Source organism: Burkholderia sp. BCC0419 (genome assembly GCF_902830285.1).
Taxonomy (GTDB): domain Bacteria; phylum Pseudomonadota; class Gammaproteobacteria; order Burkholderiales; family Burkholderiaceae; genus Burkholderia.
In genome coordinates, this window is record NZ_CADESR010000001.1 from 918,823 (window position 1) to 937,743 (window position 18,921).

The 18,921-nt window shown below is 66.9% G+C and carries 17 protein-coding genes; 12 read left to right on the top strand and 5 right to left on the bottom strand.

All coding sequences use genetic code 11. The annotated features are described in order from the left end of the window. Positions 1–15: 15 nt before the first annotated feature. Positions 16–1,470 carry a phosphonoacetaldehyde dehydrogenase gene (gene phnY, locus HWW87_RS04085; RefSeq protein WP_175819344.1) on the top strand — a complete coding sequence of 485 codons (1,455 nt, stop codon included), beginning with the start codon at positions 16–18 and terminating at the stop codon, positions 1,468–1,470. 45 nt (positions 1,471–1,515) lie between these two features. Here phnY and HWW87_RS04090 read toward each other — a convergent pair whose 3' ends face one another. Then, a complete protein-coding gene (locus HWW87_RS04090; protein WP_175819345.1) occupies positions 1,516–3,741 on the bottom strand; it encodes a TonB-dependent receptor in 2,226 nt (741 codons plus the stop codon). Between the two features lie 323 nt (positions 3,742–4,064). On the opposite strand from HWW87_RS04090, the gene HWW87_RS04095 reads away from it, so the two are divergent. After that, positions 4,065–5,126 (top strand): asparaginase, encoded by a 1,062-nt coding sequence (locus HWW87_RS04095; RefSeq protein WP_175819346.1) that lies wholly within the window; start codon positions 4,065–4,067, stop codon positions 5,124–5,126. 68 nt (positions 5,127–5,194) lie between these two features. On the opposite strand, the gene HWW87_RS04100 is transcribed toward HWW87_RS04095, so the two are convergent. Next, positions 5,195–6,169, bottom strand: a complete 975-nt coding sequence (locus HWW87_RS04100; RefSeq protein ID WP_175819347.1) for a LysR family transcriptional regulator — start codon at positions 6,167–6,169, stop codon at positions 5,195–5,197. 142 nt (positions 6,170–6,311) lie between these two features. Between HWW87_RS04100 and aspA the strand changes: the two genes are divergently transcribed. Further along, positions 6,312–7,718, top strand: a complete 1,407-nt coding sequence (gene aspA, locus HWW87_RS04105; protein ID WP_174388491.1) for an aspartate ammonia-lyase — start codon at positions 6,312–6,314, stop codon at positions 7,716–7,718. 103 nt (positions 7,719–7,821) lie between these two features. Then, positions 7,822–9,327 carry an amino acid permease gene (locus tag HWW87_RS04110; protein WP_175819348.1) on the top strand — a complete coding sequence of 502 codons (1,506 nt, stop codon included), beginning with the start codon at positions 7,822–7,824 and terminating at the stop codon, positions 9,325–9,327. 75 nt (positions 9,328–9,402) lie between these two features. On the opposite strand, the gene HWW87_RS04115 is transcribed toward HWW87_RS04110, so the two are convergent. Then, on the bottom strand, positions 9,403–10,107 hold the full coding sequence (locus HWW87_RS04115) for a phospholipase (protein WP_175819349.1): 705 nt from the start codon (positions 10,105–10,107) through the stop codon (positions 9,403–9,405). Positions 10,108–10,306: 199 nt separating this feature from the next. Beyond that, complete coding sequence (locus tag HWW87_RS04120; RefSeq protein WP_244107133.1) at positions 10,307–10,498, bottom strand: hypothetical protein; 192 nt, start codon at positions 10,496–10,498, stop codon at positions 10,307–10,309. Positions 10,499–10,594: 96 nt separating this feature from the next. On the opposite strand from HWW87_RS04120, the gene HWW87_RS04125 reads away from it, so the two are divergent. The 8 genes from HWW87_RS04125 to HWW87_RS04160 all read left to right on the top strand — a co-directional run bounded on the left by HWW87_RS04125 (position 10,595) and on the right by HWW87_RS04160 (position 17,936). Further along, positions 10,595–12,982 carry an MCP four helix bundle domain-containing protein gene (locus HWW87_RS04125; protein WP_175819351.1) on the top strand — a complete coding sequence of 796 codons (2,388 nt, stop codon included), beginning with the start codon at positions 10,595–10,597 and terminating at the stop codon, positions 12,980–12,982. Positions 12,983–13,004: 22 nt separating this feature from the next. Beyond that, positions 13,005–13,733 carry a methyl-accepting chemotaxis protein gene (locus HWW87_RS04130; protein WP_175819352.1) on the top strand — a complete coding sequence of 243 codons (729 nt, stop codon included), beginning with the start codon at positions 13,005–13,007 and terminating at the stop codon, positions 13,731–13,733. Continuing rightward, a complete protein-coding gene (locus tag HWW87_RS04135) occupies positions 13,730–14,311 on the top strand; it encodes a hypothetical protein (RefSeq protein WP_175819353.1) in 582 nt (193 codons plus the stop codon). The genes HWW87_RS04130 and HWW87_RS04135 overlap by 4 nt, the downstream gene beginning before the upstream one ends. Positions 14,312–14,333: 22 nt before the next feature. Next, positions 14,334–15,293: a chemotaxis protein CheX gene (locus HWW87_RS04140; protein ID WP_175819354.1), complete on the top strand. Its 960-nt coding sequence runs from the start codon at positions 14,334–14,336 to the stop codon at positions 15,291–15,293. Positions 15,294–15,329: 36 nt separating this feature from the next. After that, positions 15,330–15,695 (top strand): response regulator, encoded by a 366-nt coding sequence (locus HWW87_RS04145; protein ID WP_006486240.1) that lies wholly within the window; start codon positions 15,330–15,332, stop codon positions 15,693–15,695. A 202-nt stretch (positions 15,696–15,897) separates the two neighbouring features. Then, a complete protein-coding gene (locus HWW87_RS04150; protein WP_175819355.1) occupies positions 15,898–16,482 on the top strand; it encodes a hypothetical protein in 585 nt (194 codons plus the stop codon). Positions 16,483–16,492: 10 nt separating this feature from the next. Next, positions 16,493–16,945 (top strand): DUF3592 domain-containing protein, encoded by a 453-nt coding sequence (locus HWW87_RS04155; RefSeq protein ID WP_175820668.1) that lies wholly within the window; start codon positions 16,493–16,495, stop codon positions 16,943–16,945. A gap of 40 nt (positions 16,946–16,985) precedes the next feature. Continuing rightward, on the top strand, positions 16,986–17,936 hold the full coding sequence (locus HWW87_RS04160; protein WP_175819356.1) for a hypothetical protein: 951 nt from the start codon (positions 16,986–16,988) through the stop codon (positions 17,934–17,936). Between the two features lie 23 nt (positions 17,937–17,959). Here HWW87_RS04160 and HWW87_RS04165 read toward each other — a convergent pair whose 3' ends face one another. After that, positions 17,960–18,838, bottom strand: a complete 879-nt coding sequence (locus HWW87_RS04165; protein ID WP_175819357.1) for a LysR family transcriptional regulator — start codon at positions 18,836–18,838, stop codon at positions 17,960–17,962. Between the last annotated feature and the right edge of the window lie 83 nt (positions 18,839–18,921).

Sequence of the window (18,921 nt, forward strand, 5' to 3'; positions counted from 1 at the left end):
AAGAACGGAGACGACATGAGCACGGTCCTGAAGCCGATGCCCGCATCCGGCGTGCGGCACGAAGCGTTGCGACTCGACGGGCAGCGCGTGTGGCGCGACGCCGTCATCGACGTGCGCAACCCGTACGACGGTGCGCTGGTCGGCACCGTGCCGAAGGCGACGCTCGACGACGTGCGCCGCGCGTTCGCGGTCGCACGCGCGTACCGGCCGACGCTCACGCGCCACGATCGCGCGGCGATCCTGCGCCGCGCGGCCGACATCGTGCGTGCGCGCACCGCGGAGATCGCGGCGCTGATCACGGCCGAGGCCGGGTTGTGCATCAAGGATTCGACGTACGAAGCGGGCCGCGTGGCCGACGTGCTGACGTTCGGCGCGGGCGAAGTGCTGAAGGACGACGGGCAGATCTTCTCGTGCGATCTGACGCCGCACGGCAAGAAGCGCCGCGTGTACACGCAGCGCGACCCGCTGCTCGGCGTGATTTCGGCGATCACGCCGTTCAATCACCCGATGAACCAGGTTGCGCACAAGATCGTGCCGTCGGTGGCGACCAACAACCGGATCGTCGTGAAGCCGTCGGAGAAGGTGCCGCTGTCGTGCTACCTGTTCGCGGACATCCTGTACGAAGCCGGCTTGCCGCCGCAGATGCTGCAGGTGATCACCGGCGACCCGAAGGAAATCGCCGACGAGCTGATCACGAACCCGGCGATCGACATGATCACGTTCACCGGCGGCGTGTCGATCGGCAAGTCGATCGCCGCGCGGATGGGCTACCGGCGCGCGGTGCTCGAACTCGGCGGCAACGATCCGATCATCGTGATGGAAGACGCCGATCTCGACGAAGCGAGTACGCTCGCGGTGTCGGGCTCGTACAAGAATTCGGGGCAGCGCTGCACGGCGATCAAGCGGATGCTCGTGCACGAGTCGGTGGCCGATCGCTTCACGGCGCTGGTCGTCGAGAAGACGCGAGCTTGGTCGTACGGCAATCCGTCCGATCCGTCGGTCGACATGGGCACGGTGATCGACGAAGCGGCCGCGAAGTTCTGCGAGCAGCAGGTAAATGATGCGATGGCGCGCGGGGCGCGGCTGCTGGTCGGCAACGTGCGTGACGGCGCGCTGTATTCGCCGACCGTCGTCGATCGCGTGACGCCCGACATGCCGCTGGTGAAGCATGAAACCTTCGGGCCGGTATCGCCGATCATGCGCTTTCGCGACATCGACGAAGCGATCCGGATGTCGAACAGCACCGACTACGCGCTGTCGTCGTCGGTGTGCACGAACCGCTTCGACCACATCACGCGCTTCATCACCGAGCTGGAAGTCGGCAGCGTGAACGTGCGCGAGGTGCCCGGCTATCGACTCGAACTGACGCCGTTCGGCGGCGTGAAGGATTCGGGGCTCGGGTACAAGGAGGGCGTGCAGGAGGCGATGAAGAGCTTCACGAACGTGAAGACGTATTCGCTGCCGTGGTGAACGCGGCGGGGAAGGGCGCGTCGCGCCCTCCCGTCGCCGGCGGCGTTACTGATAGAAGTTGAGCGTGACCATTGCCGAGCGGCCCGGCGCCCACGTTGCGTAGATCGGGTACGCGCTCGCGTAATACTGCTTGTCGAACAGGTTCTGCACGTTCAGTTGAACGTCCATCGTCTTGTTCACGCGCCACGTCGCGGCCGCGTCGAAACGCGCATAGCCGGGCGTCCACTTCTTCACGGTCGACGATACCGACGCATAGGTCTGGCTCATCACCGTCGCGCCCGCGCCGAGCGTGAGCTTCGGCATCACGTCGTAGCTCGTCCACAGCGTGAAGTTGTGCTTCGGCACCATCACCATCGGCAAGCCCGATGCGCCCGGGCTGCCGGGGCCCGCGTCGGTCGTGATCGCGTTCAGGTACGAATAGCCGCCGAACACGTGCCACTTCTGCGTCAGGTTGCCCGCGAAGCCGAATTCGAAACCGCGCACGCGCTGCTTGCCCGCGTTGACCGTGTGACCGAGGCCGTCGCTGACGCGCGCGTTGGTCTTTTCGGTCTGGAACAGCGCCGACGTCAGCGACAGCTGATCCTGCAGCACGTCCCACTTCGCGCCGATCTCGATGTTGCGCGCGCGTTCGGGTGCGAGGTCCTGGTTGGTCGCGGTGATCTGGTCGGTGCCGCCGCCGAGGCCGCCGTTCGAGCCCGGCGGGTTCGACGACGTGCCGTACGACGCATACAGGCTCACGTTGGTCACCGGCTTGAACACGAGGCCGAACTGATAGCTGAACAGGTTCGACGTGTTCGACAGGTCGGCGACGCCGGCCTGCTTGCCGGTCGTGTCGTAGCGGTCGAAGCGCAGCCCCGTGTTGAACTGCCAGCGCTCGGACAGCTTCACCGTGTCGAAGAGGTACGCGGATACGGTGTCGGTGCGCGTGTTCGTCGTCGGGCCGGGGAAGCCCTTGTCGCCGTTCAGCACGATGCTGCCGGTCCACGGCCGGTTCGGGTTCCAGCCGCCGGCGAGCGGCGTGCAGTTGCCGGCCACCGCGCACGGGCTGTTCGAGCGGATGTTGTTGCCGGCCGAATCCGACACGAGATAGCCCTCGTAGCGCGCCTGCTCGTGGCTGAACTCGACGCCGGCCGTCATCGTGTGCTTCATCCCGAACAGGCTCGCGCTGCCGGTGACTTCCGTCTGGTTCGAGAAGCCGTTGAGCGCGTACTTGCCGCTCTTCGCCTGCAGCCCGAGCATGGCCGGGTTCGACGCGAGGATCTGCGGGTTCGTCGCGACGTAATCGAGCGTCGAGCGGCCGAACATCGTCGTGTTCCTCAGCTTCCAGTCGTCATTGATCTTGTGCTCGACGCGAATTTCGCCGGTGTCGGTCTGCCCGTAGCGATAGTCGCGCGTGTTCAGCCCGAAGAACTGCCCGCGATCGGTCGGCACCGGCGTGCCGCCCGACGCGCGGAACGGCACGCTGAAGTCCGGCATGTCGTACGAGTTCATGTGGTAGTAGCTGACCGTGACCGTGGTCGGCGTGTTCAGCCCGAACACGATCGACGGCGCGACGCCCCAGCGCTTGTTGTACACGTCGTTGCGGCCGGCCTGGTTCGCGTCGTGGCCCATCACGTTCAGCCGCACGGCCGTCGTGTCGCTGATCTTGCGGTTCGCGTCGACCGTCGCGCGCTTGTAGCCGTCGGTGCCGAAGCCGATGCTGCTGTTGATGAAGTTGTCGTTCTGCGGCGTCTTCGTGACGATGTCGATGCTGCCGCCCACCGAGCCGCGGCCCGCGTAGACCGAATCGGGGCCCTTGATCACGCTGATCTGCTCGACCGCGAACGTCTCGCGGTTCTGCAAGCCGGAGTCGCGCATGCCGTCGACGAAGATCGAGTTGCGCGATTCGAAGCCGCGGATCACCGGACGGTCGGCCGACGGGTTCGCGGCCGCATCGCCGCCGAGGAACGTGATGCCCGGCACCGAGCGCAGCGCGTCCGCGAACGACGTGACGTTCTTTTCCTTGATCAGTTGCTCGGGAATCACCGTGACCGAGCGCGGCGTATCGAGCAGCGGCGCGGTGAACTTGTACGACGGCGAGCGCTTCACCTGCATGTCCGACAGCGCGGACGACTGCACGGCGATGGTCGGCAGCGTCGCGGGCACGTCGGCGGCAGAAACGGAAGCGGAGGCGGGAGCGGTTTCGGCGGAGGCGAGCAGCGGCGTCAGGAAAACGGAGCAGGTCAGTGCCGATACGAGGGGGCGAGGCCTCGTCTTGAACTGGGCAGGCATATCGGGAAGCAGCGGAAGGTTCGGTGATCGGGCGCGTTTTCTCGATGCCGGAGGAGCACGCCCGGCACATCGGAAAATGTCAATGTAAATGCGTATGATTCGCGTTTGCGGCCGCAATTCTACGGATTGGTATCAAATATGTAAACGATTGAATGGTTTTTGTACTAAATCGGTCAGTCTTTCGTTGGGGGCGGCTGCCTTTGCGTCGCGTGCAACACCACTTTCCACGGCAAGGCCGACGCGCGGCGGCGACGACTCGCTACACTGCCGTACCGGTTGGACGGGCCCCGGCATCAGGCCCCCGAGCAAGGAGACAGAAGAGGATGGACACCCCACGCGCAGCGGTCGTCACGTACCGTGGCAATGCGATCGAGAACACGCACGTCGCCCATGTGGCGGTCGTCGATGCACGCGGCCGGCTGCTGGCCCGGTTCGGCGATCCGTTCCGGATGACGCTCGCGCGGTCGGCGGCCAAGCCGGCCCAGGCGCTGTCGGTGATCGAGACGGGCGCGCCGGAACGCTTCGGCTTCGACGACGCGGACATCGCGCTGATGTGCGCGTCGCACAGTAGCGAGGATCGTCACATCGAACGCACGCGCGCGATGCTCGCGAAGGTCGCCGCGCACGAATCGGATCTGCGCTGCGGCGGCCATCCGCCGCTGTCCGACGCGGTGTACCGGTCGTGGATCAAGCGCGACTACACGCCGACCGGCGTATGCAGCAACTGTTCGGGCAAGCATGTCGGGATGCTGGCGGGCGCGCAGGCGATCGGCGCCGCGATCGCCGATTACCATCTGCCCGACCATCCGATGCAGGTGCGCGTGAAGCAGGTGGTGGCCGACGCGTGCGGCCTGCGCGACGACGAGGTCGACTGGGGCATCGACGGCTGCAATCTGCCGACGCCGGCGTTCTCGCTGGATCGGCTGGCGCGCCTGTACGCGTCGCTGGCCGACGGCGCGGATGCGGTGGAAGCCGGCGGCGCGCTCACCGATCGCGTGCGCGCACTGGCGCGCATTCACCGGGCGATGACCGCCTATCCGGAGCTGGTCGCAGGCGAAGGGCGCTATTGCACGGTGCTGATGAACGCGTTCGGCGGGCAGGTGGTCGGCAAGATCGGCGCGGATGCGTGCTACGGGATCGGCGTGCGCGCGTCGGAGCGCACGCGACAACTCGGCGCGGACGGCGCACTCGGCATCTCGGTGAAGATCGAGGACGGCAATCTCGACGTGCTCTATATGGTCGTCAGCGAAATCCTCGAGCGGCTGCAGATCGGCACGGCCGAGCAGCGCGCGCAACTGGCCGGCTTCCACCGGCCGCGGATGCTCAACACGCAGGGCGTCGAGTTCGGGCACGCGACGTTCCCGTTCGAGTTGCAGGCGGCCTGAACGCCGTTACCGCGCCGTCACCGCGCCGATGCCGCCGGCCCGCGATCCGGGCCTCGCATCGGCGCGTGCTACGCGCGTGCGTCGCGAATCTTCGCCAGCTCCCGATCCGACAGCTCGCCGATCTGCGCGAGGTGTTCCGCGAGAAAATCCTTCAGCACGCGCAGCTTCGCCGAGCTGCGCCGGTTCGCCAGATACGCGATGTAGATGAATTCGCCGGTCAGCCGGTTCTGCAGCCGGTAGCGCGGCAGCACGGCTTCGAGCTGGCCGCTCGCGAGCAGGTCGCGCACGAGCCAGATTTCGAATTCCGCGATGCCGAGCCCCGCGCAGGTCGCTTCGAGCAGCAGCTCCGAATGGTCGGTGACGAGATTGCCGGCCGGCAGCACGCTGTGCTGCGTGTCGCCGTTCACGAGCGCCCAGCGCGGATCGCCTTCCGGGTGCACGTAGCGCAGGCAGTTGTGGTGCGTCAGGTCGTCCGGCGTTGCCGGGCGCCCGCAGCGGTCGAGATAGCCGGGCGTCGCGCACAGGATGCTGTCGTTGCGCGACAGCCGGTGGACGACCAGATTGTCCAGGTAGTTCTCGCCTTCGTGGATGTCGAGGTCGAAGCCGCCGGCCACGAGATCGTTATGGTTGTCGGTGAGCCGCACGTCGAGCTGGATCGTCGGATAGCGTGCCAGAAACGGTGCGACCAGCGGCGCGAGATGACGGCGGCCGAACGCGACCGGCGCGGTGAGCTTCAGCGGGCCGCTCGGCTGCGCATTCAGCTCGGCGACGACGCGCAGCGTGTCGTCGAGATCGGCGATCAGCGTGACCGCGCGCTCCAGATAGATATGGCCGGCTTCGGTGAGCGTCACGCTGTGCGTCGAGCGGTGCAGCAGCGCGACGCCGAGCGCCTCCTCGATCGCCGTCACCTTGCGCGCGACGGTCGACGTCGACACGTGCATCTCCTTCGCGACCGCCGAAAAACTCCCCGTTTCGACCACCCGCACGAACGCGCGCATCGCGCCCAGATGATCGATGCCGGTTTCTCTCGCGCCTTTTTTCATTCGATTCTCGCTGTTGCGTCCCACGCAAAACCGCTTTCGATAATACAGAAGGGGGCTTGTTTTTGCAAAGGCATAGAATGCGAACCCGTCGCGTTCGGCAAGCGGCGAACGACGAGCGGCACGAGACATCCAGGAGGGGACGATGACCGAGAACGGCTTCCGCGTCGAAGCGGATCTTTTAGGCAAACGAAGTATTCCGGATGCCGCCTATTACGGCGTCCATACGCTGCGCGCGAAAGAGAATTTCGACATTTCGGGCCGCACCATTGCGTCGCTGCCGTACCTCGTGATGGCGCTCGCGTCCGTGAAGGAAGCGGCGGCCGATGCCAATTGCGAACTAGGGCTGCTGCCGCGGCCGTATCGCGATGCGATCGCCGCCGCGTGCGTCGAGATCCGCGAAGGGCGGCTGCACGACCAGTTCGTCGTCGACGTCATCCAGGGCGGCGCCGGCACGTCGACCAACATGAACGCGAACGAGGTGATCTGCAACCGCGCGCTCGAAATCATGGGGCACGCGCGCGGGCAGTACGAATACCTGCATCCGAACGAGCACGTCAATCTCGCGCAGAGCACCAACGACGTCTATCCGACCGCGATCCGGATCGCCACGTGCTTCGCGGTCGAGCACCTGCTCGAAGCGATGGCGCGGCTGCGCGATGCATTCGCGGAGCGGGCCGACGCGTTCGCCGGCTTGCTGAAGCTCGGCCGCACGCAGTTGCAGGACGCGGTGCCGATGACGCTCGGCCAGGAATTCTCGACCTACGCGGTGATGCTGACGGAAGACATCGCGCGGCTGCAGGAGGCCGGCTGGCTGATTCGCGAGATCAACCTCGGCGCGACCGCGATCGGCACGGGCATCACCGCGCATCCGCAGTACGCGGAGAAGGCGCTGGCCGCGCTGCGCCGCATCACCGGGCTCGACCTGAGCACCGCGCCGAACCTGATCGAGGCGACCCAGGATTGCGGCGCGTTCGTCCAGGTATCGGGCGTGCTCAAGCGGATCGCCGTCAAGCTGTCGAAGATCTGCAACGACCTGCGGCTGCTGTCGAGCGGCCCGCGCGCGGGCTTCGGCGAGATCAACCTGCCGCCCGTGCAGGCCGGCTCGTCGATCATGCCCGGCAAGGTGAATCCGGTGATCCCGGAAGTCGTCAACCAGGTCGCGTTCGAGGTGTTCGGCAACGACCTGACCATCACCTTCGCGGCCGAGGCCGGCCAGCTTCAGCTCAACGCGTTCGAACCGGTGATCGCGAGCGCGCTGTTCCGCAGCTTCAGCCACCTGACGGCCGCTTGCACGACGCTCGCGCAGCGATGCGTGAGCGGCATCACCGCGAATCCCGAGCGGCTGCGAGAAACGATGGAGCGCTCGGTCGCGCTCGCCACCGCGCTGAATCCGTACATCGGCTACAAGCGCGCGACCGCCGTGGCCGCCGAAGCGCACGAGAGCGGCAAGTCGATCCGCGAAGTCGTGCTGGCTCACCAGCTGATGACCGACGCGCAACTGGACGAGGCGCTGCAGCCCGAAGCGCTGATCCGGCCGCGCGCGTACTGATTCCGGCCGCGCGGCGCCGGCGCATGCCGCCGGCGGCCCGCACGCGGCCGTTCCCCGCAGCGCCCGTCGACGGGCGCGCTACATCAAGAAACGGAGACACACCATGAAGCACGCCAGCGAGCGCCCGGCCGATACGGCCGGCGGCGCGGATCCCCGTCATGCCGACCGCGATGCGATGTTCGCGTCGCACGAGGCCGGCTATGAGCAGAAGCTGAAGCCGCGCCACGTGCAGATGATCGCGATGGGCGGTGCGATCGGCACCGGCCTCTTCCTCGGCGCGGGCGGCCGCCTGCAGAGCGCGGGGCCCGCGCTGGCGCTCGTGTATCTCGTGTGCGGCGTGTTCGCGTTCCTGATCATGCGCGCGCTCGGCGAGCTCGTGATGCACCGGCCGACCAGCGGCAGCTTCGTGTCCTACGCACGGGAGTTCATGGGCGAGCGCGCGTCGTTCGTCGCGGGCTGGATGTACTACCTGAACTGGGCGACGACCGGCATCGTCGACATCACCGCGGTCGCGATCTACATGAAGTACTGGGCCATGTTCACCGACGTGCCGCAATGGGTGTTCGCGCTCGGCGCGCTCGGGATCGTGTCGGTGATGAACATGATCGGCGTGAAGGTATTCGGCGAGATGGAGTTCTGGTTCTCGATCGTCAAGGTGGGGACGCTCGCGCTGTTCCTCGCGGTCGGCGCCGTCTTTCTCGCGAGCGGGCACCCGGTCGCCGGCCAGATGCCGGGGCTGCATCTCGTCGCGGATCACGGCGGGATCTTCCCGCACGGCATCCTGCCGGCCGTGCTGATCGTGCAGGGCGTCGTGTTCGCCTACGCGAGCATCGAGCTCGTCGGCGTCGCGGCGGGTGAGACCGCCGATGCGCGCAAGGTGTTGCCGAAGGCGATCAACAGCGTGATGTGGCGTATCGCGCTGTTCTACGTCGGCTCGGTCGTGCTGCTGACGATGCTGCTGCCGTGGACCGCGTACAGCGCGCACGAAAGCCCGTTCGTGACGTTCTTCAGCAAGCTCGGCGTGCCGTACGTCGGCACGGTGATGAACGTCGTGGTGCTGACCGCCGCGCTGTCGAGCCTGAATTCCGGCCTCTATTCGACCGGGCGCGTGCTGCGCTCGCTCGCGATGGGCGGCTCGGCGCCGCGCTTCGTGTCGCGGATGAACGCGCGCGGTGTGCCCTATGGCGGAATTCTCGTCACGGTCGCGGTCAATGCGATCGGCGTGCCGCTGAACTACATCGTGCCGGCGCAGGCGTTCGAGATCGTGCTGAACATGGCGTCGCTCGGGATCATCACGACCTGGGGCTTCATCGTGATGTGCCAGATCCTGTTCCGCCGCGCGGTCGATCGCGGCGAGCTGAGCCCGGTGTCGTTCCGGATGCCCGGCGCGCCGTTCACGTCGTGGCTCACGCTCGGGTTCCTGGTCAGCGTGCTGGTGCTGATGGCGTTCGACTACCCGGGCGGCACGTGGACCGTCGCGATGATTCCGGTCGTCGTGCTCGCGCTGGTGATCGGCTGGAAGCTGGCGAAGCGCGGCGCCGAGCGCGAGCGGGCGGCGGCGATGCCCGCATCCGCGCGGGCCGTTGCCGAGCCTGCGCAGAACGCGTAATGCGTAATGCCATGCACCGGGGGCGCCGGTCCGTTTGCGGGCCGGCGCCCCCGGTGCGTTTGGTTCAAGTTCCGTTCAACCCGGCGAGCTCGCCGACCGATCCAACCCGGCGCGCTCACCGACCCATCGGCCGAAATCGCCGGCCATCTCCGCGGTCAACTCGTGGCCGGCCGCATACAGCCGCGTGTCGTGCGCGACGCCGAGCGCCGCGAGTTTCGCGTCGGCCTTGTCCGCCCATGAGACGGGCAGCTTGTCGTCGAAGCGACCATGCACGATCAGCGCATGGAGCGCGCTCAGTGCGTCCCGCGACGCAATCAGCGGATCGATCTCCGGCAGGATGCGCCCGCACAGCACGGCGAACGCGCTCACGTCGCCCGGCGACGTGAGGCCGACGCTCGCGCTCATGATGCCGCCCTGGCTGAAGCCCGCGATCACGGTCGGCAACGCGGGGGTTGCGCCATCCCGCGCGCGGAGTGCGTGCAACAGCGTGATCAGTTGCACGCGGCTCTCGTCGGCCCGCGCCGCGTCGATTTCAGGGCCGTTCGGGCCGAAACGCACCGGAAACCAGGCATGCTGATTGGGCCCGAACGTGAGCGGGCCGCGCAGGTACGCAATCTCGATGCGCGGATCGATCGCGTCGGCCACGTTCAGCAGGTTGGTTTCGTTGCCGCCGACGCCGTGCAGCAGCAACAGGCGGGCGGCGGCGCGGCCGGTGGCCGGACGCAACCGGTATTGAAGGCCGGAATCGGGATCGGTGGTCAGCGGCAGGGCGTCGGTCATCGCATGGGTCCGAAAGGGGAACGATGCGACAGTCTAGAGCGGGCGGATCGGGAGGGGAATCGCCGGCGCGGGATTGATTGTTTCCTGATGGGAACGAATCGGGGCAGGGTTGGTTTCGGGAGCGAATCGCCGATCGCGACTATAAAAAATACCAAAACAAACCGGCCCGTCGATAATGCGCAAACGTTTTGCCGGGCACTCAATAAAACGGATTTTGCGGATCATGAATAAAACAATGAATATCCGCTATTCCAGCGACGCGCCGAGCGCAGCCGCAGCCGCGCTGCGTATGGCGGCGTAAAGTTAACGGCAAACCCGCCAAAAACTTTAGCCTTTTCCCCGCGCAATTATTCATTTCAATTTCCTCAATGAACGATTGATTTTCGGTCATCGGACAGTCATACACCATCCCCGATAATTCGGCGCTCACATTCTTTCAATAGACCAAAGGGCGATCGAAGCCGGATCGCTGCGGGGAGCTGTACTCATGACCATCCGTCATCGCATTACGCTGCTAGTCGTCCTGACGTTCTTCGCGCTGTCCGCGATCGGCATCTATGCCGTGTACCAGACACGCAAGAGCGCATCCGAGGTGCGTCAGGTCACCCAGGGAATCGTGCCGAGTGCGCTCGCGTCGGCGGATCTCGTCGCCGATGTGAAGAACATCCAGATCGCGACGATGACGCTCGTCTATGCGCCCGACGCGAACACCGCCGCGCAGGCGCGCGACGAGCTGAAGGCGAAGCAGGCCGCCCTGCGCGCCGCACTCGACGCGCAGGCGAAATCGGCGGTCGGCCGCGCGCAGGAAGGCCTCGTCGCGCAGGCGAAGGACAGCGCCGCGAACTATTTCGCGGCGATCGACGACACCGTGAAGATGAAGACGGATGGCAAGGCCGAGATGGCGCAGGCCTACCTGTTCGCGAACGTCGCGCAGTATCGCGACGAACTCGAAAGCATCGTCGACACGCTGCGCGTCGAGAAGAACCGCCAGAAGGACGACGCGATCGGCGCGCTGAACGGGATGCTCGCCACCACGGCGACCGCGATCGCGGGCGTCGCCGGCACGGTGATCGTGCTGCTGACCGCGCTCGGCTTCGTGCTGTATCGCCAGATCACGCGCCCGCTGATCGGGATGCAGACGGCGATGAGCGAGATCGCGGCGAGCCAGGATTTCACGCGCCGTGTGCCGGTGGGCCGGATGGACGAAATCGGCCATTCGATCGTCGCGTTCAACGGGATGATCGAGAAGATCCAGGAGAACGCCGCGCAACTGAAGCAGAAGACGGCCGACATCCAGGCGATGCTGCAGAACATGCAGCAGGGCATCCTGACCGTCGTCGACGGCGGCGTCGTGCATGCGGAGTATTCGGCGTACCTCGAAACCATCTTCGAGACCAACGACATCGCCGGCCGCGACCTGATGGCGCTCGTGTTCGACGATTCGACGATCGGCGCCGACGCGCGCTCGCAGGTCGATGCGGCCGTGCATGCGTGCCTCGGCGAAGACAGCATGAATTTCGAGTTCAACGAGCACCTGCTCGTCAACGAAGTCGCGAAGCGGATGCCGGACGGCCGCGAGAAATGGCTCGACCTGAGCTGGTCGGCGATCACCGACGAGACCGACACGGTGGTGCGGCTGATGCTGTGCGTGCGCGACGTGACCGAGATCCGCGAGCTGACCGCGCAGGCCGGCGAGCAGCAGCGGCGCCTCGAGATGATCGGCGAGATTTTGTCGATCAGCCAGGACAAGTTCCACGACTTCGTGCACAGCGCGAAGGGCTTCCTCAGCGAGAACGAGCGGATGATCCGCCAGCACGAGCGCGTCGATCACTCGATCGTCGCGGCGCTGTTCCGCAACATGCACACGATCAAGGGCAATGCGCGCACCTACAGCCTGCAGCATCTGACGAACATCGTCCACGAAGCGGAGCAGGCATACGAATCGCTGCGCCGCGCGGACAGCGGCCCCGAGTGGAACCGCGACGCGCTGATGGACGACCTGGCGCGCGTGCGCGAAGCCGTCGAGCACTACGCGACGATCAACGCGGTCACGCTCGGCCGCAGCGGCGAGCCGGCGCAGAATGGCGCCGATTTCCTGATGGTCGAGCGCGCGCACATCAGCGAGAGCCTGCGGGTGCTCGACGGCGCCGATCCGGCGAACGCGTCCGACTGGCACGCGGCGCGCGATGCGGTGCGGCGCATGCTGAGCCAGCTCGGCACGCAAGGTATCGGCGAGGCGCTCGGCGGCGTGATCGAGTCGCTGCCGTCGCTCGCGGCCGAGCTCGGCAAGCCGGCGCCCGTCGTGCATATCGACAGCCACGGCCAGCGCGTGCGCAGCGAAATCGTCGCGACGCTGAAGAACGTCTTCATGCACCTGCTGCGCAATGCGATCGACCACGGGATCGAATCGTCGGAAGCGCGGCGCGCGGCCGGCAAGGCGGCGTCCGGCACGATCGACATCGCGGTCGGCGTGGGCGGCGGCGAGCTGTGGTTCGTGCTCGGCGACGACGGCCGCGGCCTCGCGCTCGACCGGATTCGCGGCATCGCGCGCGAGCGCGGCTGGATCGATGCCGACGACGAAGCGGCGCTGTCCGACGAGGACGTCGCCGAGCTGATCTTCCGGCCGGGCTTCTCGACCGCGCAGACGGTGACCGAGGTATCGGGGCGCGGCGTCGGCATGGACGCGGTGCGCAATTTCCTGAAGCGCGACGGCGGCGATATCGCGCTGCGCTTCACCGACGATCGCGTCGGCGCGCCGTATCGCGCGTTCGAGACGATCGTATCGCTGCCGGCGCGCTTCGCGGCGGACGGTGCCGCGCACGGCGCGGGGCACGCGCAGCCGGCGCGCAGCGCGGATATCGACGCAGCGGAGTGACGGCGTGATCGAGCAGGCGTGGATGAGTCAGATCGCCGCCGCGCTGGCGGGGGGCGGGGTCGTCGCGGTGGCGGCGGCGATCGTTTTTCGCGTGACGCGCAAACGGCTCGTCGCGGCGCTGGAGCGCGACGCGCAAGCGTTGCGCGATGCGCTCCACGGGGCCGATGGGCGGGCGGTAGAAGCGGCGTCGGCGCATGCGGAAGCGGCCGACGCATGGGCGCAACGCGAGGCGCAGCTCGAGGAGGCGCTGACGCGCGAGGCAGCCGCGAACGGTGCGCAGCGCGACGCGTTGCAGGCGCTGTCGGCCGACCGCGCGGCGCTCGCGCAGCATGCGATGAAGATCGCCGACGAAGCCGCGCGCCTGCGCGGGCTCGCCGGCACGTTCGAGCGCTGGCACGAGCAGATGATCTCGCTGACCACGCAGAACCAGGACATGCGCTCGAAGAACCAGGAGCTGTCGGCGATCGTCGCGCACGTGTCGATCGTGTCGCTGAACGCGTCGATCGAGGCTGCGCGTGCAGGCACTGCCGGCCGCGGTTTCTCGATCGTCGCGAGCGAAGTGCGCGGGCTGGCCGCCCGCTCGCAGGAACTGTCGAACAGCTATCGCGACAGCCTGAACCGCAACGATCTCGTGACGGCCGCGACGTTCCAGGACATCCAGGCTGGCGGCAAGATGATCACGGCCGCGCTCGCGACCGTCGAGACGCTGGCCGGGCAACTGCACGCACGGATCGAAGGAGCAGCCGCGTGATCAGTGCGCAGGCGAGGGCCGGTTTCGAGCGGATCTTTTTCGATGCTGCGCGCACGCGGCTCGCCGCCGGCGGCGCGTGCGACATCCGGCCAGCCGCCGGTCACGAACCCGACGCGCCGGATCGCGTGCACGCGAAGTCGCGATCGAAGCCGAAAGTGGCCGAACATGTCGTCGTGCTGACGATCTCAGCGCTGCATTTCCGCCTGCTGCTCGCGTTGCGCTTCAGCGACGACGACGCGACGCGCCGCCATTTCGCGGGCACGACGGCAGGCGCGAGCAACCAGCGGCCGCTGACCGATGCGTTCATGGAAGTCGCGAACCTGTGTTGCGGCGCGATCAACCAGGCGCTGACCGCGCCGTTTCCCGATCTCGGGATGTCGACGCCTTACCTGCTGAGCGGCGCGAGCATCGACTCCATGCCCGCGCTCTCGCCCGATTACGTGGCCGCGTACGACCTGACGCTCGGCGACGACGTGCGGGTCGGCGCGACGCTGTGCGTGTGCGCGAACGCGCCGGTCGATTTCCACGTGCCGGAAACGGCCACGGTGGAAACCGGCGGCGAGCTCGAACTGTTCTGACCGACCATCAGGAATCCATCAGATGACCGAAGACCAACCCGTCAGCAAGGTGCTCGTGCTCGACGACAGCCGCGTGCACGCTGACGCGATCAAGCGTTTCTGCGACGAGCACAACCTGGTCGGCCTGACCGTGCGGCGCAGCCGGCTGCTGAAGGTGCTGCGCTCGAACATCGATCTCGGCGCGATCCTGCTCGCCGAGGATTACGGCGGATCGCCGGCCGAGAGCGCGATCATCGCGACGCAGATCGATGCGCTGCGGCCCGAGCTGCCGATCATCCTGCGTCGCGAATCGCTCGCGTCGCGCGACGGGCTGCCCGATGCGCTCGCCCGTGTCGCGTGCGCGGCCTACGTCGCCGACGACATGACGCCGCTCAAGCGCGCGATCGACGAATACCTGTTCGGCCGCGACTACCCGAACGCGCTCGTGCGCGGCATTGCGGAGATCACCGAGGCACGCATCGACAGCCTGTTTCCGGGCATGACGATCGAGCACGACACGCCGTGCATCGTCCGCGACCAGATCATCTTCGGCGAGGTGTTCAGCCTGATCGCGCTCGAAAGCGCGTGGTGCCGCGGCTACATGCTGTTGCAGACGAGCGAGCAGCCGCTGCTCGACATGCTCGGCGGCACGCGCGACGGCGGCCGCGCGCCGGATTTCCGCGACGTGAACAGCGTGCTCGGCGAGCTGACCAACCTCGTGTGGGGCGCGTTCAAGAACCGCTATCTCGGCGATGCCGAGGCACTGGCGCGCCATCCGGTGCAGGTGCCGCTCGTCGTCAATCACAAGCAGAAGTTCATCTCGTTCGGCGGTGACTGTCCGCAGCTCTGTTTCAAGTACCGGATGACCGATCCGGCCTCGGGGCGCTCGGTCTGTCTCGACCAGCGTTTCGTGTTCAGCCTGAGCTGGTCGCCGGAGGATTTCCGCGAATCGGTGCAGGACGTCGGGCCGATGGTCGAATCGGGCGAACTCGAACTGTTTTGAATGTTGAAGTCAGCAACGACGAAAGGGGAATACGACATGGCAAAGATTCTGGTGGTCGACGATTCGGGCACGGTGCGCGACGAAGTGGCGGGCTTCCTGCGCAATCACGGGCTCGACGTCGCGACGGCCGTCGACGGCAAGGACGGGCTCGCGAAGCTCAAGGCGACGCCCGGCGTGCGCCTCGTGATCAGCGACGTGAACATGCCGAACATGGACGGCCTGACGATGGTCGAGAAGATTCGCGGCGAACTGGCGAACACGGCGGTCAACGTCGTGATGCTGACGACCGAGAGCAGCCCGGCGATGAAGGAGCGCGGCAAGGCCGCCGGCGTGAAGGGCTGGATCGTGAAGCCGTTCAAGGGCGATGCGGTGCTCGACGCGCTGAAGAAGCTCGCGGGCTGACGAGTATCGCGCGGTAGCGGGCTCGACGGCGGGCCCGCATTCAGCGCTGCGGTTCGGGTTGTGCGGCCGCCGCGTGGCCGGTTGCCGGCGCAATTTACAGCGCGCCGCGATGTCCGTATCCTGCCGGGTGCCGAGGGCGGCGTGCCGGTGCGTCATGCACAGCTCGCCCGGCATTGACGATATCGGGAACGGAACACCTCCAATGAAAACCGGAATCGGTCGGGCCGCGCTGCTGCGCGGCGCGTGCGTATCGCTGGTCGCCGCGCTGGCGGGCGGATGCGCGAACACGGGGCAACAGGATGCACGAACGGCGGCCGCGGGCAGCGGCTCGTCGTACACGTGCAACCCCACGCAGGCCGACGGGCAGGCGTCGGCCGGGCGGGGTGCAAACGGATGCTATTTCGTGCTGCACGATCCCGCCACCCGGCAGGCGCTGCCGAACACGCGCTATGCGTTCGCGCTTTACACCCGCGCGGCCCAGGACAACCCGGAACTCGAAGTCGAAGGCACGACCGACGCGCAGGGGCGCACGATCTACATGCGTTCCGATGCGCCGATCGATGCGGCGCGCATGGTGCTCGTCCGCATGATCGGTGACGGTCCGACCGGGCGGATGCCGGTGCTGGTCCGTCCGACGGACGGCAAGCGCATCCCGTTCGCGCAGTACAAGGTGGCAGGCTGTAACGGGCCGTACGAAGGCGTGACCGACGAGACGGGGCGCGGCGTGATGTATCGCTGCAAGACACAGTCCCGGATCGACGTGTCGTTCTACCAGTCGCGTCCGTAGCGCGAACCGGATCATGTCCGTCTCCGGCCGCGCTGCTGCCCAACCCATCGAGATGCTGATCGCGAAGGGCATCGTTTTTACCATCGTGGGCACGTGCATGCTGATCGGCGCCGCGCTGTGCGCGCAGTCGACACGGGAATTCATGCGGACGTCGGTCGTCGTGCCGGGGCGCGTCGTCAAGCTGAACGCGGGCCCGCATCATCCGGAGATCGCGTTCACGACGCTCGCGGGCGAGCACGTCGAATATCCGCAGGGCGGCGACGTCAGCGTCGAGGACGGCGCGACGGTGGAGGTGCGCTATGCGCCGGACGCGCCGGAGATGACCGCGCGGTTGAACACGTTCGGCGCGATCTGGGGCGATGCGCTGACAATCGGCGGGATGGGCGCGGTCTTTTTCGTCGGGGGCGTCGGACAGTTGTGGTCGGGCGTGCGCATGTGGCGCAGCGGGCGCAAGCGCACGTGACCGCCCGTTGCGCACTGAAACTCTTCACAGGACATTCCACATGACAATTCGCTTGATGCCGTGGCTTATCGCGATCGGCGCTGCATTCGCGGGCTTCCCCGCGCACGCGGCCGGCACCGCGCATTCGCTTGACCAAGTGCCCGGGAAGCTCAGTTCGCCCGAAACACGCGCCGCGTACGCGCGCGACATGAGCGGCGCGGAAGCGGATGGCTTCGGCGTGCACCTGCCGCCGGGCTTCACGAAGGAGGGGCTGGCGGCGCAGCTTGCCCCGGGCCAGCCGCTTGCGCGTGTCGTGCTGGTCGGCGCGAAACCGTGGCCGCAGCGCCCTGGTGCGTTCGTCGCGATCGTTTGCGTGGCACCGACCGACGAGATTGCGCGCGAGGTGCTGCGATTCCGTGCGCCTACCGATTGTGAAGGCTTCGAGAGCCACGCCGAGGCCGATGACCGGAAGGAATTCGTCTGGCTGGGCGTGTTCGAGCGCGGTACGGATGGCGTGCCGCGCCTCGTTGCCCGTACCGAACAGCCGCTCGAACAGGCGACCGACTGGAGCAGCACGAATCTCGACAGCCCCGACTATCTCGAGCAGACGAAGCAGTCGGGTGATCGCGCGTTACGGCCCGAGCGGTGGTCGCGGTTCGATCTCGCGCCGTATACGCTGCGGGCGGGCGATGCTGCGTTCGGGGTGCGGGCGGGCTGGTCGATCGGCTATGCGGGCGGTGGTGCGTCGTTCGAGGCGCTGTACCTGTTCCGGATCGACGGCAAGACACTGCGCGTCGTGTTCGCGCAACCGATGATGTACTACCGGAATATCGCCGGCGATTGGCATAGCAACGGCACGCGCGATCACGACATCACGGAAGGCAGCAATGCGCTCAGTGTGCTGTCGTCCTCGACGGACGGCTTCCACGACTTGCAGTTGCGAGAGCGCGGCGGCAAATGGCGCCAGACGTTTCGCTGGTCTGCTGCCGATGGCGAGTATCAGCCGCGCTGACGCACCGGCCCGTTAGAGGGCCACTACCGGCCCGCCGCCGCAGTCGCGAATTCGTCGACGACGGCTTCGATCACCGCCTGCACGCGCGCGGTCTTGTAGAGATCGGCATGGGCGACGAGCCACACGTCGAAATGATTGCACCGCTGCGTCATGAGCCGCACCAGCTCCGGCTCGGTGTCGGCGCGGAAGCACGGTAGCTCCGCAATGCCGAGGCCCGCCAGCGTGGCCTCCACCAGCATCATCGTCGACGACGTCTGGAACATCACGCGGCCGCGCGACGTCGGTTCGCCGCACAGCGCATCCCACATCGTCGGCACCACCGGCTGCTGGTACATCACCAGATCGTGTCCGTCGAACGCACTGCCCGCGACCGGTTCGCCCCGTTCGGCCAGGTAGCGGCGCGATGCGTAAATGCCCGTTTCGAGATGCCCGAGCCGCCTGACGATCAGGTCCGGCGATTCCGGCCGCAACGTGCGAATCGCGAGATCCGCTTCGCGGCGCGTCAGGTTGGTGATTTGCGCCGACGTCACGCACACGACGTCGATGCCGGCATGCCTGCGCCGCAAGCGGGCGATCGCGGGAACGATGAAACGCTTGCCGAGCGAGTCGGTCGTGGCGATGCGCACGGACCCGGCCAGTTGCTCGTCGAGCCCCATCACGCGGCGTTCGATCGTCAGCGACGCCCGCTCCATCGTTTCGGCCGGTTCGAGCAGCGCTTCGCCCGCGGTCGTCAGCACATAGAGGGACGGTGTGCGGAGAAACAGCCGGGCCGACAGCTCGTCCTCGAGTGCGGCGATCCGGCGTCCGACCGTCGCCTGATCGACGTTCAGCTGCGCCGCGGCGCCGCGCAGCGTGCCGGTGCGCGCCAAGGCGAGGAAGAAGCGGGCGTTGTCCCAGTTCATGCGGATCGATTGTGTCATCGGGCAGGCGGCGACGAGCGGGAAGTCATGATGCAGATTTGCATCAGGCAAATGCGAAATTATCA